The organism is Paenibacillus tyrphae (genome assembly GCF_000722545.1).
Classification (GTDB): Bacteria; Bacillota; Bacilli; order Paenibacillales; family NBRC-103111; genus Paenibacillus_G; species Paenibacillus_G tyrfis.
In genome coordinates this window covers 345,764-366,871 of record NZ_JNVM01000006.1, presented here as the reverse complement: position 1 = coordinate 366,871, position 21,108 = coordinate 345,764, and the positions used below count along the sequence as shown (strand labels likewise).

At 56.8% G+C, this 21,108-nt stretch carries 19 protein-coding genes, 1 pseudogene and 4 riboswitches; of the genes and pseudogenes, 15 read left to right on the top strand and 5 right to left on the bottom strand.

Annotated features, from left to right (window positions below; genetic code table 11):
- Nucleotides 1-5 precede the first annotated feature (5 nt).
- From ET33_RS37345 to gcvT, 4 genes are all read right to left on the bottom strand, one after another.
- Nucleotides 6-167, bottom strand: coding sequence for a teichoic acid D-Ala incorporation-associated protein DltX (locus ET33_RS37345; RefSeq protein WP_081890252.1), 162 nt, complete (start codon nt 165-167; stop codon nt 6-8).
- 386 nt (nt 168-553) lie between these two features.
- A complete protein-coding gene (gcvPB, locus tag ET33_RS08550; protein ID WP_036679315.1) occupies nt 554-2,011 on the bottom strand; it encodes an aminomethyl-transferring glycine dehydrogenase subunit GcvPB in 1,458 nt (485 codons plus the stop codon).
- Complete coding sequence (gene gcvPA / locus ET33_RS08545; RefSeq protein ID WP_036679312.1) at nt 2,008-3,366, bottom strand: aminomethyl-transferring glycine dehydrogenase subunit GcvPA; 1,359 nt, start codon at nt 3,364-3,366, stop codon at nt 2,008-2,010. The genes gcvPB and gcvPA overlap by 4 nt, the downstream gene beginning before the upstream one ends.
- Before the next feature lie 36 nt (nt 3,367-3,402).
- The gene (gene gcvT / locus ET33_RS08540; RefSeq protein ID WP_036679309.1) at nt 3,403-4,512 is read right to left on the bottom strand and encodes a glycine cleavage system aminomethyltransferase GcvT; all 1,110 of its coding nucleotides are present in this window, start codon (nt 4,510-4,512) and stop codon (nt 3,403-3,405) included.
- Nucleotides 4,513-4,622: 110 nt separating this feature from the next.
- A riboswitch (glycine riboswitch) is annotated at nt 4,623-4,740 on the bottom strand.
- Nucleotides 4,741-4,743: 3 nt separating this feature from the next.
- Nucleotides 4,744-4,844, bottom strand: a riboswitch (glycine riboswitch).
- A gap of 149 nt (nt 4,845-4,993) precedes the next feature.
- A riboswitch (glycine riboswitch) is annotated at nt 4,994-5,113 on the top strand.
- A gap of 4 nt (nt 5,114-5,117) precedes the next feature.
- Nucleotides 5,118-5,194: riboswitch (glycine riboswitch) on the top strand.
- A 286-nt stretch (nt 5,195-5,480) separates the two neighbouring features.
- On the opposite strand from gcvT, the gene gcvH reads away from it, so the two are divergent.
- The 14 genes and pseudogenes from gcvH (at nt 5,481) to ET33_RS08470 (ending at nt 19,291) form a co-directional block, all read left to right on the top strand.
- Nucleotides 5,481-5,879, top strand: coding sequence for a glycine cleavage system protein GcvH (gene gcvH, locus ET33_RS08535; protein ID WP_036679902.1), 399 nt, complete (start codon nt 5,481-5,483; stop codon nt 5,877-5,879).
- Nucleotides 5,880-5,959: 80 nt separating this feature from the next.
- A complete protein-coding gene (sdaAB, locus tag ET33_RS08530; RefSeq protein WP_036679307.1) occupies nt 5,960-6,643 on the top strand; it encodes an L-serine ammonia-lyase, iron-sulfur-dependent subunit beta in 684 nt (227 codons plus the stop codon).
- On the top strand, nt 6,640-7,557 hold the full coding sequence (gene sdaAA / locus ET33_RS08525; protein WP_036679304.1) for an L-serine ammonia-lyase, iron-sulfur-dependent, subunit alpha: 918 nt from the start codon (nt 6,640-6,642) through the stop codon (nt 7,555-7,557). The genes sdaAB and sdaAA overlap by 4 nt, the downstream gene beginning before the upstream one ends.
- A 539-nt stretch (nt 7,558-8,096) precedes the next feature.
- A pseudogene (locus tag ET33_RS08520) lies at nt 8,097-9,076 on the top strand (glutaminase).
- Between the two features lie 27 nt (nt 9,077-9,103).
- Nucleotides 9,104-10,582 carry an alanine/glycine:cation symporter family protein gene (locus ET33_RS08515; RefSeq protein WP_036679302.1) on the top strand — a complete coding sequence of 493 codons (1,479 nt, stop codon included), beginning with the start codon at nt 9,104-9,106 and terminating at the stop codon, nt 10,580-10,582.
- Nucleotides 10,583-10,756: 174 nt separating this feature from the next.
- Nucleotides 10,757-11,227: a small multi-drug export protein gene (locus tag ET33_RS08510; protein ID WP_036679300.1), complete on the top strand. Its 471-nt coding sequence runs from the start codon at nt 10,757-10,759 to the stop codon at nt 11,225-11,227.
- A gap of 18 nt (nt 11,228-11,245) precedes the next feature.
- Nucleotides 11,246-11,986, top strand: a complete 741-nt coding sequence (locus ET33_RS08505) for a hypothetical protein (protein ID WP_036679298.1) — start codon at nt 11,246-11,248, stop codon at nt 11,984-11,986.
- A gap of 29 nt (nt 11,987-12,015) precedes the next feature.
- On the top strand, nt 12,016-12,453 hold the full coding sequence (locus ET33_RS08500; RefSeq protein WP_235206668.1) for a GntR family transcriptional regulator: 438 nt from the start codon (nt 12,016-12,018) through the stop codon (nt 12,451-12,453).
- Nucleotides 12,450-13,331, top strand: a complete 882-nt coding sequence (locus ET33_RS08495) for an ATP-binding cassette domain-containing protein (RefSeq protein ID WP_036679296.1) — start codon at nt 12,450-12,452, stop codon at nt 13,329-13,331. Before ET33_RS08500 ends, ET33_RS08495 begins: the two co-directional genes overlap by 4 nt.
- A 189-nt stretch (nt 13,332-13,520) precedes the next feature.
- Complete coding sequence (gene argH / locus ET33_RS08490) at nt 13,521-15,059, top strand: argininosuccinate lyase (protein ID WP_036679294.1); 1,539 nt, start codon at nt 13,521-13,523, stop codon at nt 15,057-15,059.
- A gap of 101 nt (nt 15,060-15,160) precedes the next feature.
- Nucleotides 15,161-16,072, top strand: a complete 912-nt coding sequence (locus ET33_RS08485; RefSeq protein WP_036679292.1) for an amidohydrolase family protein — start codon at nt 15,161-15,163, stop codon at nt 16,070-16,072.
- 21 nt (nt 16,073-16,093) lie between these two features.
- A complete protein-coding gene (locus ET33_RS08480) occupies nt 16,094-17,461 on the top strand; it encodes an extracellular solute-binding protein (RefSeq protein ID WP_036679289.1) in 1,368 nt (455 codons plus the stop codon).
- Nucleotides 17,462-17,501: 40 nt separating this feature from the next.
- Nucleotides 17,502-18,431 (top strand): carbohydrate ABC transporter permease, encoded by a 930-nt coding sequence (locus ET33_RS08475; RefSeq protein ID WP_036679286.1) that lies wholly within the window; start codon nt 17,502-17,504, stop codon nt 18,429-18,431.
- 14 nt (nt 18,432-18,445) lie between these two features.
- Nucleotides 18,446-19,291 carry a carbohydrate ABC transporter permease gene (locus tag ET33_RS08470; protein ID WP_051775191.1) on the top strand — a complete coding sequence of 282 codons (846 nt, stop codon included), beginning with the start codon at nt 18,446-18,448 and terminating at the stop codon, nt 19,289-19,291.
- Between the two features lie 8 nt (nt 19,292-19,299).
- Here ET33_RS08470 and ET33_RS36315 read toward each other — a convergent pair whose 3' ends face one another.
- On the bottom strand, nt 19,300-19,875 hold the full coding sequence (locus ET33_RS36315; protein ID WP_235206667.1) for a TetR/AcrR family transcriptional regulator: 576 nt from the start codon (nt 19,873-19,875) through the stop codon (nt 19,300-19,302).
- Between the two features lie 223 nt (nt 19,876-20,098).
- Here ET33_RS36315 and ET33_RS08460 point away from each other — a divergent pair, with 223 nt between their 5' ends.
- On the top strand, nt 20,099-21,091 hold the full coding sequence (locus ET33_RS08460; protein WP_051775189.1) for an ABC transporter substrate-binding protein: 993 nt from the start codon (nt 20,099-20,101) through the stop codon (nt 21,089-21,091).
- Nucleotides 21,092-21,108: the final 17 nt, after the last annotated feature.

Genomic DNA, 21,108 nt, shown 5'->3' with positions numbered 1-21,108 from the left:
TCCTCTTAAAATTCATTGTAAACAAAGGTGGTGGCGGGACTTTGATCAACCGTCCCATAGATCCACAGCAAGGCGATCAAAATAAACAAATAATAGGCGGTTCGAATCGGCCATTGGACCAGGGGGTGCCGGCATGCCGCTAAAATCCGCTGCCCTAAGCTGGTCATAAGCATAGTTCCCTCCTTAATTGGTTTTTCATAGATACAAATAGTATCATTGCGGATAAAAATTTTTTCGAAACTATGCTTGTTCAAAAAAACGGACAAAATAATAGGCGAGTTACCTTAGAGTCTGATCCGTTTTGTATCGACGACGATAATTTACAGGAAAGTTGTTACAAAAGTATGACGATCCATCGCTACATAAAAAATTAAAAAAACAGCCCGAATGTCAAGCAAAGGGCTTCACGTATGTTAAAACCCCGTCCGCCTGAGGCAGATCCTAAACGGACCTGCGCAGGCGGACGGGGTTTCGATTGTTTATTTAGTGTGAGTGTCAGTGGCTCCGGCTGAATACCGGGTTATCTGACCGCGATATATTTAAAGCTCTGGCTTTACCCGCAGGTGCAGTTCAGCACCGGCTTGCGGGCGGCCAGCGTTTCATCGAGCCGTCGGACGACGGTCGTGTACGGAGCGTTCAGCAGCAGATCCGGCTGCTCTTCGGCTTCCTTGGCGATCCGGATCATCGTATCGACAAACGCATCGAGCGTCTCCTTGCTTTCCGTCTCCGTCGGCTCGATCATGATGCATTCCTCGACGTTGAGCGGGAAGTAGATGGTCGGCGGATGATAGCCGAAATCGAGCAGGCGCTTGGCGACGTCGAGCGTACGCACGCCGTACTTTTTGAGGCCGCGTCCGGACATGACGAACTCGTGCTTGCAGACGCCCGGATATGGCATCTCGTAATACGGAGCCAGCCGGTGCATCATGTAGTTGGCGTTCAGCACCGCGCATTCGGATACTTCGCGGAGCCCTTCCGGACCGTACGTGCGGATGTACGTATACGCCCGGACGAGAATGCCGAAGTTGCCGTTATAAGCTTTTACCCGCCCGATCGAGTCCGGACGGTCGGAGTCGAGGTAGAACGTGCCGTCCTCGCGGCGGGCTACGATCGGCTTCGGCAGGAACGGGATGAGCTTGCTTTTCACGCCGACCGGACCTGCGCCCGGACCGCCGCCACCGTGCGGGGTGCTCATCGTCTTGTGCAGGTTAAGATGCACAACGTCGAAGCCCATGTCGCCGGGGCGCGTAATGCCCATGATCGCGTTGGAGTTGGCTCCGTCATAGTAGAGCAGCCCGCCTGCGGCGTGGACGATCTCCGCGATCTCCACGATGTGCTCCTCGAACAAGCCGAGCGTGCTCGGATTCGTCAGCATGAGCGCGGCCGTGTCGGAACCGACCGCCGCGCGCAGCGCGTCCAAATCGACGAGTCCCTGCTCATTCGACTTGATCGTCAGCGTCTCGAAGCCGGCCGTCGTTGCGCTGGCCGGGTTCGTCCCGTGCGAGGAGTCCGGCACGATGACCTTGGTCCGCGTCTCGCCCCGGCTTTCGTGGTAAGCGCGGATCATCATGAGTCCCGTCCATTCGCCGTGCGCTCCTGCGGCCGGCTGCAGCGTCACCTGATCCATCCCGGTGAGTGCGGCCAGATCGTTCTGGAGCGTGTACAGCAGCTCCAGCGCCCCTTGAACGCTGGATTCCGGCTGATACGGGTGAATCCCGGCGAACCCGGAGAAACGCGCCGTATCTTCGTTAATTTTCGGATTGTATTTCATCGTGCACGAGCCGAGCGGATAAAAGCCGTTGTCCACGCCGAAGTTGAGGCGCGACAGCTCGGTGTAATGCCGGATCACGTCGACCTCGTACACTTCCGGCAGGGCGGCGGGCTCACTGCGAAGCATGTGGGACGGAACCAGCTCGGCGGCTTCCGTCTCCGGGACGTCGCAGGCGGGCAGCGAGTACGCGACGCGCCCCGGCTGGCTCAGCTCGAAAATGAGCGCTTTTTCCGGTTTCATACGAGTTCCCCCAATCGTGCTGCAAATTCGTCGATTTCGGCTTTGGTCCGTTTTTCGGTGACGGCGACAAGCATATGGTTCTGAAGCTCGGGATAATAGCGGCCCAGATCGAGCCCGCCGATAAATCCGGCTTCCAGCAGCTGTTTGTTCAAGTCTGCGATATTCGCGTTCGCCGGAAGGCTCACGACGAATTCGTTGAAGAAAGGCGCCGTGAACGGCAGCGACGGGCCTTCGAGCTTTGCCAGCTCGCGTGCGGCATAATGGGATTTCTGCAGATTCAGGCTTGCCACTTCGCGGATTCCTTCCTTGCCCATCGTGGACAGGTAGACGGAGGCGCACAGCGCCAGCAGCGCTTGGTTCGAACAAATGTTCGAGGTCGCTTTCTCGCGCCGGATGTGCTGCTCCCGGGCCTGCAGCGTCAGCACGAAGCCGCGCTTGCCGTCGCGGTCGACCGTCTGGCCTACGATCCGGCCTGGCATGCGGCGCATCAGCGGCTCGGAGACGGCGAAAAATCCGCAGGTTGGGCCGCCGAACGCCGGATGAATGCCGAGCGGCTGGGCATCACCCACAACGATGTCTGCGCCAAGCTTGCCTGGCGCTTCCAGCAGTCCGAGCGACATCGGATTCGTGCTGACGACGAACAGCGATTTGCGGCTGTGAGCGATCGGTTCGATCGCCGCCAGATCCTCAATGCAGCCGAAGAAGTTCGGCGACTGCACGATGACGGCGGCGGTATCGTCGCTCACCGCGGCTTTCAGCTGCTCCAGATCGGTTACGCCGTCCGCATAGTCGACTTCCACCACGCTCAGGTTCAGGCCGCGCGCCGTCGTGCGCATAATTTCGCGCGCTTCGGGATGGACGGTCCGAGAGATGACGATCTGCTTCCGCTGCGTGGCTCCGCTGGCGAGAGCGCCCGCTTCGGCCAGCGCCGTCGCTCCGTCGTACATGCTGGCGTTGGCGACCTTCATGCCGGTCAGCTCGCAGATATACGATTGGAATTCGAAAATCGCCTGCAGCTCCCCTTGGCTGATTTCCGGCTGATACGGCGTATAGGCCGTATAAAATTCCGAACGGGAAATCATATGATTGATGACGACGGGCACGTGATGATCGTACAGTCCCGCGCCCAGAAAGCTGGCGTATTGGCTCGTATCCGCATTGCGCGAAGCGAGCTGCTTCATATGCTTCAGCAGCGAGATTTCGTCCAGCGCGCCGGACATCGGAAGCGTGCCGCGGTAGCGGATCGGTTCGGGAATATCTCGAAACAGCTCTTCGACCGAGTCGACGCCGATCGTGCTTAGCATATCGGCCCGGTCCCGGTCGGTCATAGGCAAATACCGGTGTTTGACGCTCATCGTATGGGTTTCACTCCTTGTCGGTTCTCGCTTCTGTTAGGATTTTACATTTCGCCGATAAAACGGCGCTTTGACGACAACGGCCTTCAACCGGTTGCCTCGGATTTCCACTTCCACTTCGGTGCCCAGCTCGCCATATTCCGCTTGAACCAGCGCCAGACCGAGATTTCGCTTAAGCGTAGGAGACTGCGTCCCGGTGGTCACTTCGCCGATCTGCCGGTCGCCGGCATAGACGGGATAGTGGGAGCGAGGGATTCCGCGGTCGATCATCTCAATGCCGACGAGCTTGCGAGGCACGCCTTCTTCCTTCTGGCGGAGCAGCGTGTCCCGGCCGATAAAGTCTTCCTTCGTCAGCTTGACGAAGAAGCCGAGGCCCGCCTCCAGCGGCGTAATTTTGTCGGAAAGCTCCTGCCCGTACAGCGGCAGCTTGGCCTCAAACCGCAGCGTATCCCGCGCGCCGAGTCCGGCAGGCGTCAGGCCGAGCGGTTCGCCCGCTTCCATCAGTCCTTTCCACAGCGTGGGGGCGTCGTCTGCGGCGACATAAAACTCGAAGCCGTCTTCACCGGTGTAGCCGGAGCGGGAGACGAGCGCGGAAACGCCGCATACCTTGGATTCAGGAATAAAATGGAAAGGTGAGAGCGCATTCAAATCAGCGTCTGTGACGCGGGCGGCAATCGCTTGCGCGTTCGGACCTTGCAGCGCCAGGAGCGCCGTTGAATCCGACTTGTTCTCCAAGGAGACATCGCCAAGCAGGTGCGATTCCAGCCAGCGGAAGTCCTTGTCGATATTGGAGGCGTTGACGACGAGCATAAATTGATCGGCCGACAGCCGGTAGACGAGCAGATCGTCGACGACGCCCCCGTCCTCATAGCACATCAGCGTATACTGCGCTTGGCCGTCGGCAAGCCGCGAGACATCATTCGTCGTGACTCGCTGGAGGAACGCCTCCGCGAAGGTGCCGGTCACGAGAAATTCGCCCATGTGAGATACGTCGAACAGGCCGGCCTGCTGCCGTACCGCTTCGTGCTCGCGCCCGATGCCGGTGAATTGGACCGGCAGCTCCCAGCCGCCGAAGTCGATGCAGCGGACACCGGGGAACTCGGCATATAAAGGGAATAGCGGCGTTCTTTTCAATGACGGATTCAATTGAATCACCTCGGTTGTGGTATGGGATTGCAATGCGCTTCAAGCCAAAAAAGGACAGGACGAAAAGGCAGACAAGCATGCCAAAATCGCATGCCTGCGCTGTCCTTTCGCTCTGTCCTTTGTACCTGAGAGTTACCTTGCCGCCGTCTTCCGGGATGGAAGCGGCCGTACAAGTTTCCCCTTGGGTGACCCTGAGCTTGCTTAAAGCAAGGAGGGTACTCTCCAGAGGTGCGTCCGGTAAAGGTCCTTTTGCCTGAGAGATTCACCCGGCTCGACGGGCTTACTCCTTCGGCGCTACCGTACGTTCCGGTAATCTCTCCCTTTACGTTCATCCGCGTTATTCGGTTGTATAGCTCTATATTCATTAATACTCTAAAGAGCAGGCCTGTGTCAACCGCAAACGTTAGGCAAGATTTTGATGCGGATTCTTGACATCCCTATCCGGTTGAATTACTCTTGAAGGAGATGTGAATACAGCGAATGACGATGGTTGGGAGAGACCGGAGCGGCTGCGATAAGCCCGCGCAAGGCACCGAAGGAGCAAGTCGCCAAACCTGCCGAATGGCGATTAATCTCTCAGGTAAACGTACCGCCATCCGACGCGCCTCTGGAGAGAGCGTAAGCCACCAAAGGGGTAACGGCGCGACGAGCGGCCCTAAACTCTCAGGTACCCAGGACAGAGAACAAGGCGAGATGCCTTTTCCTGTCCTTTTTTGGCGTCTGCGGGCAAGCAGACGCAGCCGGACAATCTGAGTGGAAGCGCTTCACCCGGTCATGGCGCGGCTGGCATTTCGGCAGACACGGATAAAGCGCCGGTATTGGCGGATACGCTAAGGGAAAGCAAGCCGCTTTGCCGGACGGCAAGCAAGGCGGAGCGGAAACACGATAGGGCAGAGCTGCCGTCATGCTGCTGCCCGCGTTTTCAAGCGATAGGGATCTATTTATTCCAGGAGAAAAGGGTGCTGACGATGAGTGAAGTGAAAGCGGGATTGCGTTATACGGAAGAGCATGAATGGGCTGAAAAGATCGGGGCGACGTCCGTGCGGATCGGCATTACGGATTTTGCCCAGCATCAGCTTGGGGACATTGTGTTCGTTGAGCTGCCGAAGCTCGGGGCCAAGCTGGAGGCGCATGCGCCGATGGGGACCATCGAATCCGTCAAGACGGTATCCGATCTGTTCAGCCCGGTCGCGGGGACGGTGACGAAGGTGAACGAAGCGCTGCTCGATTCGCCGGAGCTGGTCAACGGCGAGCCGTACGGAGCCGGTTGGATCGTGGAAGTGGAAATCGACGGGGAGATCGGCCAAGCGCTGGAGAGCTTGCTTACCGCCGAAGCCTACGGCGAATTCGTCGCAAGCCAGGACTAACCAACCGGCAAAGCGGGCAGAATCGTTTGAACAAAAACCGGCGGTCAAAGCGGACGAACCGTTGAAAGAAGGTATGTCCAATGCGCTTTAAGCATGTATTTACGATTATCGGACCGGCGATGGTCGGTCCGTCCAGCTCCCACACGGCCGGTGCGGTTCGCATCGGCCGTGTGGCGCGGCAGCTGCTCGGCTGCATGCCGGAAAAGGCCCGCGTGCTCCTGTACGAATCGTTCGCGGAGACGTACTGGGGCCACGGCACGGATCTGGCAATCGCCGGAGGGCTGCTCGACTACGATACGGACGATCCCCGCATTCCGCATGTGCTGGAGGAAGCCCGGGCGCTCGGCATGGAGATTACGTTCGAGCCGAGTACCGGAGCCGCGCCTCATCCGAACTCGGCCAAAATCGAGCTATGGGCGGGCGATCGCTATGCGGAGGTATTGGGCGCTTCCATCGGCGGGGGCAATATTGAGATTCATTCGCTGAACGGCTTTGATGTCAGCTGCACAGGGCAATACCCGATGCTGGTGATTAAGCATTCGGACCGTACGGGAATTCTCGCCTCGATTACGAAGGTCGTCAGCGAGGCGGGAGTCAATATCGGGTTTATGGATGTCGACCGCAAGGGTCGTCAAGGCGAAGCGATGACGGTTATCGAGATGGATTCGGCTCCGCCGGAGGGCATGCTGGAGTCCATTCGCCTGCTGCCGGACGTGACGGACGCGACGATCATCGATTTGGCACAAAGGAGCGGAAGAGCATGAGATTTCAAACGCTGCGGCAGCTGGCCGAACTATGCCGCTCGGAATCGACGACGGTCGCACGCCTCATGATTGAGGAGCAGGTGAAAGAAACCGGCGAGACGAGGGAGAAGGTCATCCGCCAGATGGCAGAGTATTACCAAACGATGAAAGAAGCGGTGCGGCGAGGTATCGAACAGCCAACGGCTTCGCGGAGCGGACTGACGGGCGGCGACGCCAGTCGGGTCGCTTCCTTCGCGGCGAGCGGCGATCCTTCCTCCGGCGGGGAAGCGTGCACGGCAATGGCTTATGCGCTTGCCGTATCGGAAGTGAACGCTTCGATGGGCCGCGTGGTGGCGACGCCGACGGCGGGCTCCTGCGGCATTATCCCCGGCGTATTCGTCAGCTCGCAGGAGCGGTTCGGCTGGCCGGACGAGAAGCTGGTTGAAGGACTGTTTTGCGCGGGAGCGATTGGATATGTCATCGCCAACAACTCGTCCATTTCCGGCGCGGAGGGCGGCTGCCAGGCCGAGGTCGGCTCCGCCATCGGGATGGCGGCGGGCGCGCTGGTCGAAATGCGCGGCGGCAGCCCGGAACAGGCGATGCATGCGGTCGGCTTGGCGCTGAAAAATACGCTCGGCCTCATCTGCGATCCGGTTGCTGGACTCGTGGAAATTCCATGCATCGTGCGCAACGGGCTCGGCGCCGTTAATGCGCTCGCCGCTGCCGACATGGCGCTGGCCGGCGTGCGCAGCGTCATTCCGTCGGACGAAGTGATCGGCGTCATGCTGTCGGTCGGCCGGGCGATGCCGCGCGAGCATCGGGAGACGGCGCTTGGCGGACTGGCGCAGACGCCGACGGGACGGAAGCTGACGGAGCAGCTCCGCGACCGTAAGCGAAGCGGGACAGACGAGCAGAAGGAGCCTGTTCAACCGTGAAGCTGGGTGTAATATTCGATCCCCATTACTAATAGAAGAAACAGCAGCAGGGAGAACGCTTTCAATAAGCGGATTTGATAGTCTGACATGGGACGGCTCCTCCTTGGAATGAGAGAATCAGCTTGCGATTATTCCTTGGCGCTACACGGTGTCAAATATCCTTCTTGCATGGCTTGTGTACTTATTGAAATCTATTATACCCCGAAAAAGCTCAAAAATGTAAATGTATAGGTTTTCAATTTAAAAGATAGGCGCATTCGCGAGGAGCGGACTGCGTCTATTTGTCGTACCTGGATTGTCTGCTTCTCTTCCCATTCCTCTGTCACAATGTCCCCTGTTTAGTGCGGATGAACGCCTTCGATACATTCCGGCATTGAAAACTTTTCCTCCCCTCCCAAAAGATAATTTATCGTGCGCTGTAGTTTCCCGTTTTATTTTGTAGTGCGAAAAGTAAAATAAATCACAGTTTTGAAAAAACGTTGAAAGCGTTTTCGCATATAAGCCACAGTTGGAACGGGGAAATGCATATGATTGGAGATATCGCAAGATCGTATGAAGCTCAAACGGAGCGCCAACACTTGGATCGCCTGGATGAATGGGTGAACCATTACCGCTCTTTTGCTGCGGAAGGGCAATGTGCGGCATATATTCCCGCATTGGCAAGAGCCAATCCGTCCCATTTGGGCATCTGTATCGCAGGGCCGGAAGGGATCGCCGCCACTTCGGGCGATTCCAGCGTTTCTTTCACGATGCAAAGCATCTCCAAAGTGATCAGCTTTATCGCGGCCTGTCTGCATCGGGGCATTCCCTACGTCTTGGAGAGGGTTGATCTAGAGCCGACTGGAATCCTTTCAACTCGATGCTTCGGTTGGAGCTGCATAAGCCGGGGAAGCCGTTTAATCCGATGATAAACGCCGGCGCCATTACCATAGCTTCTCTGCTTCCCGGCGAATCGCCGCAGCGGAAGATGGATTCTTTTTGCAGCCTGCTGGAAAACATGCTGGGCAAACGTCCGACGGTGAATGAAGAAGTATTTCAATCCGAGTGCAAAACGGGTCACCGCAATCGGGCTTTGGCCTACTATTTGAGCGAGACAGGCTATTTGGAGGTGGAGGTTGAGCATGCTTTGGAAGTGTATTTTAAGCAATGCTCGATCGAAACGGATATTCAAGACATTGCCATGATCGGATTGATTCTGGCCTTGGACGGCTGCCATCCGGTCTCCAAAAAACAACTGATTCCCAAGGACATCGCCAGATTAACCAAAAGCTTGATGCTCACTTGCGGCATGTACAATGCCTCGGGGAAATTCGCCGCGTTCGTCGGATTGCCGGCAAAGAGCGGAGTGTCCGGCGGAATTATGGCGCTGGTGCCCCCACGAAGCCGGCCGGAAGCGTTGTTTCGGGCCGGCTGCGGCATCGGTATTTACGGGCCGGCGATTGACGGCCATGGCAATAGCGTGGCCGGCGTGAAGCTTTTGCAGCACATTGCGCAAAATTGGGATCTGAGCATTTTTTAAACATATTATTAACTATGGGGTGAAGGTATGCAAGAATTGCTGCAGAGTATTGTTGGCGAAATCAACGAATTTTTCTGGGGTAAATTATTGATTGTGCTGCTTGTTGCCGCGGGACTTTATTTCACGTTCAAATTGAAATTCCTGCAGGTCCGCATGCTGAAAGAGATGGTTCGCGTTTTAAAGGAAGGGAAGTCCGGCTCCTCCAAAGACGATATTTCCCCCTTTCAGGCGTTCGCCATTGGGATGGCCGCCCGCGTGGGAACGGGCAACATTACGGGGATTGCCATTGCCATAGCGTTAGGCGGTCCGGGGGCGGTCTTCTGGATGTGGATTATTGCCATCATCAGTTCGGCATCCAGCTTTGTTGAAAGCACGTTGGCGCAGGTCTATAAAACGAAAGATAAGCTTGGCTTCCGCGGCGGCCCGTCCTATTATATGGAGAAAGGCTTGAAACAGCGTTGGATGGGCGTTTTCTTCGCCATTTTGATTACCATTACGTTCGGTTTTATTTTCAATTCCGTGCAATCCAATACGGTTACCATTGCCTTTGAGAACTCCTTCGGCACGAACCGGTTGACGATGGGAATTATTATGACCATTGCGTTTGCCGTCATTATTTTCGGCGGTGTAAAGCGCATTGCCAAAATGGCTGAATATAAGGTTATGATTTTGGCCGTACTGTACATTGGCGTTGCATTGTTTGTCGTGCTGATCAACATCACCAAAATGCCGGAAGTGCTTTCGCTTATTGTTAAAAACGCGTTCGGATTTCAGCAAATTGCAGGCGGCTCCATCGGCGCTGCGCTTATGAACGGAACGAAGCGGGGCTTATTCTCGAACGAAGCCGGTATGGGTAGCGCTCCGAATGTCGCCGCAACGGCAACCACAAGTCACCCGGTGAAGCAAGGACTGATTCAAGCCTTTGGCGTATTAACGGATACTCTGATCGTCTGTACAAGCACGGCGTTTATTATTTTGCTCTCCGATGCCTACAAACAACCGGAGCTTAGCGGCATTGCGCTGACCCAAGCGGCATTAAGCGAGCACATCGGCTCTTGGGCATCCGGCTGTCTTGCGATATTTGTGTTCCTGTTTGCCTTTGGTGCGCTCATTGGCAACTATTATTATGGGGAAACGAATATTCAATTTTTAAGCACCAGCAAAAAATGGCTGCTGATCTACCGGCTCGGCGCGATCGCCATGGTCGTCTTCGGTTCGGTCGCGAAGGTGCAATTGGTGTGGGACTTGGCCGATCTATTTATGGGCCTGATGGTTATCGTTAACTTGATTGCGATCCTTTGGCTGTCCAAAATTGCTTTTGCAGCGTTGCAGGACTACATGAAACAGAAGAAGGCCGGACTTGATCCGGTGTTTTACAAGGACAGCATTGAGGGGTTAGAAGGCGTCGAATGCTGGGAGAACCGTCCGCCGGTTTCCCGGACACCTGAAGCTCAAGCTTCGGGCTTGACTGTCGGTCATCAATCGCAGCGACTGGAAAACGTATAACAGCAACATTGGCGCGATATATTAAAATTTACCGGATAAAAGACACGTACCGTTTGAGCGCGGGACGTGTCTATTTTTGTTTTCCGGGCGGCAGATCATTGACAAGCTTCAAGGGGTGATATACTGTATATATTAATATATACACTTATACACCTTCAGAGGAGTGAGTATTGCATGATTGCTGAATTTCTGAAAGAATGGTCTTATCTTGCCGTCTTCGTTATTGCGGCACTGCCTTGGGTGGAATCGGCTTTTGTCGTAGTGCTAGGTATCGCCATGCTTGACTTAAACCCGGTTGCCACAACGATTTTGGCTTTTCTGGGGAATTGGATTACCGTGCTGCTCGTCGTTTTCTTGTTCGACCGCTGGAACGCATGGCGCAGCAAACGCAGCGGAGCAAGCGAAAGCAAACGAAGCCAGCGAGCCTACCGCTTATTTGTCCGATACGGGCTGCCGGGACTTGCCTTTCTCGGTCCCATCCTGATCGGGACGGAGATTGCGGCGGGATTCGCCATGCTGTTCAAAGCGCCCCGCGGCCCCGTCCTGTTCTGGATGACGTGCTCGCTGGCGTTCTGGACGATCCTGTTCGCCGCTGCCGCCGCTTACGGCGTCGATCTTTTCGGGCTGACCCGTATGAATCAATAATCTGGAGCGTGAGTGGACATGCGTGATGCTTGCCGGATTGCATGGAATGAGTTAAAACATAAATATATTGCGCTGCTGGCCAACGTTCTGTTCTCGGCCTTGATCGGGTTCTTTCTGGCGCACGATATGGTACGCGTGCTGGCGGGAGACGAGCGCGGCAGTATGCAGCCGGGCGTTTCTTTTCCCGTGGATTTATGGCTGATTGCCGTTGTTCCTGCGCTCGGCGCGCTTGCCTTTTCCAGAGAATATATCTCTTTCGGTTACTTGGTGTCGGAGGAGCCGTTTTTGAAGCGGCTGCGTTTTTTCCGGATGTGGGCTATTCCGTTGAAGGTCGTAGCTTGGAGCCGGATACTGTATATGATGATGTGCCTTGGAACGTCCTTACTCGTCTTTGTCGGCGTCTTTGTCGCGTCCAGTTGGTCCGCTTTACTTGGCGTGCTGTCTGTGGCGGAGTACGCCGCCTTTGTGTTTGTCTGGGTCGGCTATGCCTTTGCGGTCAGCGGCATCAATCCGTATCTGGAATTCGGAACGAACGGCAAAGCGATACTTATCGGCTCTTTTACGGGGCTGCTGCTGATCGTTGTGGCAATCTTAACGTTCTACTCGCATTTTGGACAACCGGTTTATTTATGGGTGTTTGAATTGGCGCGGAGAAATCCGCCGGCAGCCATGATCTTGTCCGTATTTATGGCCGTGCTTGGGGTGGCCGCGTTCTACCGGGCCTTGATGTACCGGCTTGCGCGCAAGGATCTTCCCTAGGGTGGTTCCGCTCGCACAGCGGCCGGGTGTTGACCGGACTTTTCAGAAAGGAGGCGGCTGCGATACAGCTACCGATACACATCTCGGAACACAGCCGGGAGCCGATCTATCATCAAATTGAACAACAGCTGATATCGTTCATCGTGAGCGGACAGCTTAAACCGGGCACGCCGCTTCCTTCCATCCGGTCGCTCGCCAGCGATCTGGCCTGCAGCGTCATTACGGTGAACCGGGCTTATCAAAATCTGGAGCAGCGCAGATTCATTCAGACCGTGCAAGGAAAAGGAACGTTCGTAGCGGATGTGCAGGAGGGCGAAAAGAAGCAGGTCGCGGATGCCAGTCTGCATCAAGCGTTCCGCGCGGCGATTGAAATGAGTTTCCGGCTGCAGAACGATCCGGAGCAGACGCGGAAGACGTTCGAGCAGATCTTGGCGGAAATGCTGCAAGAAAGGAGGCGAGACGGATGACTTCCCCAAGTCCACTTCGGCTGGAGCGCTTCGTGAAACAGCGAGACGACTTCCGGCTAGGACCGATCGATGTCGTTCTGGAACCAGGACTAACCTATGCGTTAGTAGGGCCGAACGGCTCGGGCAAAACGACGCTGCTCAAGTGCCTTATGAATCTGATGAAGCCAACCTCAGGCAAGCTGGAAATTTTCGGGCATACGTATGAGCGGGAGGAGCAGGCCATTATGACGCAGGTCGCTTTCGTCCCTGATCCGCTGGACGGCTGCGAGCCCTTTACGCTGTGGCAGATGAGGGATTTTATCGGCAGCTGGTACGCATCGTGGGACGACGACGATTTCGCCCGGCGTGCGGCGTCTTTTCGTATTCCGCTGGACAAAAGGTACGGCAAGATGTCGCAGGGGGAACGGAAGAAGGCGGCGCTAACGCTCGCGCTGAGCACGCATGCTCCCCTGCTGCTGCTTGATGAGCCGACGAACGGCCTGGATATCGCCAGCCGCAATCGTCTGAAGCAGATGCTCGTCGAGGATGCGGAGATCATGGAACGGACCGTCGTGCTGTCCACCCATTCGGTCGAAGATATCCGGCAGTTTGCGGATTGTATTCTTTTGCTGAGAAACGGCGCTTTGGAAGGCCCTTACGAAAAAGATGCCTTGGTCGCATCGTGGTCTCGGCTTTGGTTATCCAGAGAACCGCTGCCCAGTCTGGCGGATATCCCGGGCGCGGTCGATTGGAGTGAGGTGCCGTTTCCTCAACTGGTGACCTGCGACCGTACGACAACTTTGGCTTTCCTGTCCGAGAACGGAATCCAAGTCACGAAGGAGCAGCCGCTGCCGCTGGACGAATTGTTGGACCGGCTTCTGGAAAAGAGCGCACGCTAGGCGAATCATACGCGAATCCCGATTTTTCTATTGACATTCCCGGGGTTCGGGGGGTATGATTTCGATTAAAGCATAGTAATTTTATGGGAATAGTTAAAAATCTACCGGACTACCGGAGACACGTACCGCCTGCTGGGCGGAATGTGTCTTTTTTATTTTTACCGATGTCCGACGAAGGGGGCGCACCGTTTGGTTCAGAAGGACGAATGGCTGCTGGCGGAAGGAGACCGCTTTCCGGGCAAAACGTACGCGGAGGTCGTGCTGGAGCCCGCCTACGAGCAAGCCAAGGCGGAGCTGCTGGAGCCGATGCTCGAGGTCAATAAGGCGCATCTGCTGATGCTTCGAGAGCAGCGGCTGATCGGCCAGGAGGAAGCGGAGCGCATTGCCGCCGCGCTGGAAGCCGTCGACCTGCCGAAGCTTCAGGGCAGCGCGTATTCGGGGCAGTTCGAGGATTTGTTTTTTCAGGTGGAGCATGAGCTGCTGCAGCACGCCGGCGAGGCGGCGGGCAATCTGCATTTGGCCCGCAGCCGCAACGATATGGGCATCGCGATTTACCGGCTGACGCTGCGGGAGAAGCTGCTCGAAGCGATCGCGTCGGCGCTGCGGCTCCATGACCGGCTGCTGCGCTTCGCAGGTGAGCATACGGACACGGTGATGATCGGCTACACCCATACGCAGCAGGCACAGCCGACGACCATGGCCCACTACGCGGCCGCCGTCTCGGATTCGCTCGGCCGGGATATCCGCCGCCTGCAAGCGGCTTACGCCAACTGCAACCGCAGCAGCATGGGAGCCGCGGCGCTCACGACGTCTGGCTTTCCGATCAGCCGGGAACGGATGGCCAGGCTGCTTGCGTTCGACGGGCTGATCGAGAATGCTTACGATGCGGTCAGCGGTGCCGATTATATCGGCGAGATCGCGACCGCCGTGCAGCTCGCCGCGCTCAATCTGGGGCGCTTCGTGCAGGAGCTGCTGCTCTGGAGTACGCAGGAATTCGCGGTGCTCCATGTGGCTGCGCCTTACGTGCAGATCAGCTCGATCATGCCGCAGAAGCGCAATCCCGTCTCAATCGAGCACATGCGCTCGCTATTGTCCAGCTGCGCGGGCAGCGCGCAGACCGTGCTGACGATGATGCACAATACGCCGTTCGGCGATATCGTCGATACGGAGGATGATATGCAGCCGTACGCCTGGAAAAGCTTGCATACGCTGGAATCGGTGTATCGGCTGCTCGGCTGCGTGATCGGGACGCTTCGGATCAACAAGGAAGGGCTGCGCGCCCGGGCCGAAGGCAGCTTCGCGACCGTGACCGAGCTGGCCGATACGCTCGTGCGGACGGAGCGGCTTTCGTTCCGCACGGCGCACGACATCGTCAGCCGCGTGGTGAAAGAGGCGGTCCGTCTCGGCCGGTCCGCCGGCCAGCTCTCGCTGGAGCTGCTGAACGATGCGGCCCGCGAGACGATCGGACGCCCGCTTGCGCTCACGGAGGAAGCGCTGCGCCGCTCCCTGAGCCCGCAGCACTTCGTGAGCGTCCGCAAGCTGCCCGGGGGACCGAGCCCGGACGAAGTGTTGCGAGCACTCGCGGGGCAAAGGCAGCGTCAGGAGCGGGACGAAGTGTGGCTGCAGGAGAAGCGGGACACGATCGAACGCGCCCGGCGTCAGGTAAATCATACGGTTGCCGAGTGGGCGGAGCGGTGCTCCTCTCACCAGGACCTGCCTATCCATTGACCGGACCTCCGGAGATGAAGCTTTTTTGCTTTTCAGAAGCAGGCGTTCATCTCCTTTTTTTTGTATAGCTTGCTAACCTAAAGACGGAAGGTGGAACCGCGATGCTGTTCAAGGAAGGCTTTCGAGTATTCGACATTCATGCCCATTTGCCTTACCCGCTGCCGTTTATGTCGGCTAATCCGGTGATCCGAAGCCAGAACGCGCTGCGTTCCGAACGGATGCGGCTGACATGGGATTTCCCGGAGCCCCCGGCGCAAGAGGATCAGGATGCGGCCCGGCCGCTTATCGACCGCTGGGCGGACGAATTGGACCGCTACGGCCTCGGCGGCATTAATTTCCTCACCGCCTGGAGCAATGATGATCTGGCCGAGCAGATCAGCAAATACCCCGGCCGGTTTACCGGCTTCGCCCACCATTCCATCGAGGAGCCGGATGCGGCGGAAGAGCTGCGAAGAGCCGTGGACACGCTCGGCTTGAAAGGCTACAAGCTGTTCGGACCGCTCGTGGAAATCCCGTTCCACGATCCGAAGCTGACGCCGGTGTGGCGGTTTCTCGCCGAGCGGAAGCTGCCGGTGCTCATTCATTTCGGGCTGCTCGGACATACCGGCGGGATCGCCTCGCACCTCAATATCAATCCGCTGGCGATCTTTAACGTGGCCCGGGAATACCCGGACATTCCGTTCATCATCCCGCATTTCGGCGCGGGCTATTTTCAAGAGCTGCTGCACTTATGCTGGAGCTGCCCGAACATCTTCATCGATACGTCCGGGTCGAACCAGTGGATGCGCTGGACGCCGTACGAGCTGAACCTGGATATCCTGTTCCGCAAATGCTACGAGCTGATCGGTCCCGAGCGGATTATTTTCGGCACAGATTCTAGCAGCTTCCCGCGGGGGTTCGTCTACCGCTACTTGCAAGATCAGGTGCGCTCCTGCCGCGAGCTGCGGATGAACGAGACGGAGATCGAGAACATTTTCGGCAACAACGCGAGAAGATTGTTGAACTTAATATAGAAAAAAGGGGATTGGAAAACCATGAAGAGCACTTATCGTCAGCGTTATCGTTATACGCCCTGGAGCGCCGCGGCGCTTGCGCTTGGCTTAGTCGTGGGGCTGTCCGCCTGCGGCGGCTCCAAGGCACCCGCAGGCGACGGCCAATCGGGGCAGGCCGCTCAGAAGACGGCGGAGGCCGGCCAAGAGGAGAAGGTGACCATCGAGTACTGGCAATACCAGTACCCGGCGAAAGTTGAGCTGATCGCCGCGCTGATTGACGAGTTCCAGAAAAAGCATCCGAACATTACCGTCAAGCAGACGAACTTCCCGTACGACCAGTACAACGAGAAGGTGGCGACGCTCGTGCCCGCCGGGAAGGGGCCGGATATTATTAACCTGTACTACGGGTGGCTGCCGAAATACGTCTCGTCGGGCTATTTGCAGCCGCTGCCGGAGAGCGCCTTCTCCGAGGAGCAGATCAAGAAGGAGTATTTTCCGTTCGTCGACACGGCCAAGCTGAACGGCAAATATTACGCGATTCCGACCGCCGTGCGCACGCTTGCCTTGTTTTACAATAAGGACTTGTTCACCAAAGCGGGGCTCGATCCGGGCAAGCCGCCGGCCACTTGGACCGAGCTGGTCGACACCGCGAAGAAGCTGACGCAGCAGGACAAGAACGGGCAATACGTCGTCGAAGGGCTGGCTTGGCAGCCGAACGCGCAGCTTCACCATTGGTACCGCGACGCGCTTGTGTACCAGGCGGGCGGCAAAGATATCAGCGACGACCGGCGCAAAATTTTGTGGGCGGATTCCCCTGCGGGGCTGGAGGCGTTCAAGTATTTAATCGACCTGTCGCTGGTACATAAGGTTGGTACCAAGGACTTCTATAACGATGACATTACCGCCTTCAAGAAGGGCGTAGCTGCGATGAATATCGACGGATCGTTCCAGCTCGGCGGGATCAAGAAGGACGCGCCCGACCTCAAGTATGCGATTGCGCCGCTTCCTTCGTACAAGGACAAAGCGACGCAGGTGTCTTTCTGGGCCAACTCGATTACGAAAGGCGTGAAGGGCAAAAAGCTGGAGGCGGCGACCGAATTCCTGAAGTTTCTGACCAGCAAGGAAGTGCAGGAGCAGTGGGTGGAGAAGGTCGGGGAGCTTCCGGCGAAGCGAGAGGTTGCACTGCAGGACAAATACGCGAAGGACGAGAAGCTCGGTCCGTTCATCCAGCAGCTGCCTTACGCGCATGCGCACTTCTTCGTGGACGAGAAGCTGGAGCGCGATTACTTCGTCGAGGCGGTCGATCAAGTGACGCTGAAGCAGGTGCCGGTCGAGAAGGCGTACGACGAGCTGGTGAAGAAGACGCAGAAGCTGTTCGACGATTACTGGGCGAAGCAGGATAAAAAATAAGGCGGCGCGCGCGCTGCGAGAGAAAGGAGGACGAAAAACGATGGAACGTGCCGAAGCGCTGCCTGCCGTCAGAAGCCGGGTTCCTCAGAAGCGGGGGCTCGGCGTGAAAAAGCAGCGGTACGTGTTCGTATACACCTGCCTGCTGCTGCCGCTGCTTTTTTTCGTCTCGATCCGGATTTTACCGATCCTGTATTCGTTTAACGTCGGCTTCCGGGAATGGGATATGCTGTCCGAAGAAAAGCCGTTTGTCGGACTCGACAATTACGCCGCCTTGTTTCAGGACGAAGTGTTCCTGCAAGCGCTGAAAAATACGCTCGTCTACGTGCTGGCCGGCGTACCGGGGCAGGTCGCCGCCGGATTGGCTGTAGCGCTGCTGCTGCAGCGCATCGGCCGGCTGCGCGGCTTGTTCCGCACGATCTATTTTATCCCGTACGTCACCAGCGTGGTGGCGGTCAGCTGGGTATTCCGCTGGATGCTGATGAAGAACGGCGTCGTCAACGGCATTCTGCTCTCGCTCGGGCTCGGCCCGCAGCTGTTCCTCGGCTCGCCGTCCCAGGCGATCTATCTGGTTATCGCCGCCATGATCTGGCAGGGCGTCGGGTTTCAGATGCTGATCTTCCTGACGGGGCTGGAAGGCATCCCGCGGCTGTACTACGATGCGGCCGCCATCGACGGAGCGGGGGCTTGGAAGCGGTTCGTGCACATCACGCTGCCGCTGCTCAACCCGGTGATCGTATTCTCCGTCGTCATCGGCAGCATCGATTATTTGCAGTCGTTCACGCAGGTGCTCAACATGACGTCCGGCGGTCCGCTCAACTCGACGGTCTCGCTCGTGCTGTACATTTACAATCTCGCGTTCAAGCACTTCAACATGGGCCAGGCGGCCGCCGCCACCGTCGTGCTTTTCGCGTTAATCTTGATCCTATCGCTGCTGCAGCTTAAGGTGCTAAGCAAGAAGATTGAATACTAAGGAGGGAACGACCGATGAGCCAAGCCAACCAAAACAGGCCGCTGCCCTCCCGGCTTCCGAAGCTTGGAAGCTATGCGCTGCTTACCGCGGGCACACTCGCGATGGTATTTCCTTTTTTATGGATGGTTGCGACCTCGCTCAAGACGCCGCAGGACGTCTTCTCGCTCAGCCTCGTGCCGGATCGCGCGACGCTGGACAATTACGCGGAACTGTTCACCACGACGCCGTTTACGCACTGGGTGTATAACAGCTTCATGATTGCGGTCATCATGACGGCGAGCGTATGCTTGTTCGATACGGTCACGGGGTACGTGCTGGCGAAATTTACGTTTGCCGGGAAACGGCTCATTTTTATCGCTATTCTCAGCACGCTGATGGTGCCTACCGAGATGCTGATCATTCCGTGGTATCTGCTATCCGCCAAGCTCGGCTGGGTCGATACGTACGTCGGCGTCCTGTTTCCGGGGCTTGTCAGCGCCTTCGGTATCTTCCTGATGAAGCAGTTCATGGAATCGGTACCTTCGGACCTGCTGGACGCGGCGCGGATCGACGGCATGAACGAATGGGGCATCATGCTGCGGATCGCCGTGCCGCTGGTGAGCCCCGCGCTTGCGACGCTGGCGATCCTGTCGTTTCTCGGCAGCTGGAACGCGTTTATCTGGCCGTTGATCGTGACGCAGACGGAGACGCATTTCACGATTCCGGTCGGTGTGGCATTCTTCTCCAGCGAGCTGAAGGACACGAGCGGCTGGGTGCTGATCATGACGGGAGCGACCGTCTCCGTGCTGCCGTTGATCCTGCTGTTTGTGATCTTCCAGAAGCAGATCGTCCGCGGCATCGCGCTCACCGGGCTCAAATAAGCGGCAGCTTATAGAAACTTCCGCATCGAAGCCGACAGCTCGCTGACGACCTTGCCGATCTCCTCGGGAGACAAATGAAATTCCTGCAGCGTCCACTCGATCAGCATCATGTGAAGGAGGGCCGAAAACGATTTTTGCCCGTACAGGCGGTAAATGTCGAACTTCGTGCCGCCCTCGCCGCGGCTTCCGCCGATAAACAGTTCGTCGTGGCAGTCGCAGATGCTGCGGAAAATAAGCTGCCGGATTTTGCGGTCCTGGCCCTTGATGTTCAGGATCAGCGACGGGGGAATGTTGTCCTTCCAAGTGCGGAACAGCAGCACGAACATCGCTTCCGTATACGGCTGCCCGCCGTCGATATGTTTCCACACGCCGCTCATTAGCTGGGTCAAGTAATTCAACAAAATTTCGTCCTTGTCCTGAAAGTTACGGTAAACCGTCTGGCGTGCAAGTCCTGCTTTATCTGCAATCTCCGTAATGGAGATGAGAGAGTAGGGCTTTTTTTCCATTAATTGAAACAGTGCGGTTTGAATCCATTCCTGCGACCGCAGGGAAAGCTTGCTCGTAGCCTCGCTCAAGTGTGACACTTCCTTTCATCTGTCCATTTTCGCCTCTGGAGAGTGCCGAGGTTGTTGCATAACCGGACGATATCGTTTAATGTTACAAGTGTAACACAAGTGACAATTGTAACGCTTGGTTGGTTTCTAGGCTTGATCCCGGAGAACCGGGAGCTTTTTTTTGAATCTTTTATTGATAATGATAATCATTATTAAAAAACAGCATGTTGATCGCTGAAAGGGGAAGTTATCGTTGTTGTTCAAGGGATTATTTGGGGGATTCGGGTCGAAAAAGATTTCCGTACTGGCCGTTGTGTTGGTTCTCGCTTTGGTTACTGCGGCTTGCGGAGGCGGAGGAAGCGGGAAGCCGGAGGCGGGGCAGCAGCCTTCGCAGGAACCGGCATCCCGGACGATTAAGCATGCCATGGGGGAGACGAAAATCACAGGCACCCCGCAGCGGGTCGTCGTTCTGACGAATCAGGGCACCGAATCGCTGCTGGCGCTTGGCATCAAGCCGGTAGCCGCTGTGAAATCTTGGATCGGCGACCCATGGTTTGAGCATATTAAGGAGCAGATGGCCGACGTGAAGATGATCGGGGACGAAACGCAGCCGAATGTCGAGGTCATCGCGACGCTGAAGCCGGATCTGATTCTCGGCACGAAGGTGCGACAGGAGAAAATTTACCAGCAGCTGTCGGCCATCGCGCCTACGGTCTTTACGGAAAATCTGGGTGACAGCATGATCGACAACTTCAAGTTGTATGCTGAGGCGCTGAACAAAGAAGCCGAAGGCAAGTCCGTGCTGGACGATTACAACAAAGCGATCGAGCAGACCAAAGCACACTTGGGCGACAAAACGAAAATGCGCGTGTCGCTTGCCCGCTTCCAGCCCGGCAAGGTTCGCGTCTATTACAAGAACAATTTCGCCGGAATTATTTTGAGCCAGCTCGGCTTTGCCCGTCCGGACGCCCAGAACAAGGACGATTTCTCCGCGGACATTACGCAGGAGCAAATGACTGTGCTCGACGGAGACGTGATGTTCTATTTCGTCTCGGACCGTCAAGGGGACACCGGAGCCAAGAAAACGGCCGAGGAATGGCTGGGCAGCCCGCTCGCGCAAAACATGAACGTCGTCAAAACGAAACGGGCCTTCGTCGTCAACGAGCCGATCTGGAATACGTCCGGCGGCATTATAGCGGCCAAGCTGCTGCTTGAGGACATTCGCAAAAGGTTCGACAGTCTGTAGATTTGCGTATCTTCGAG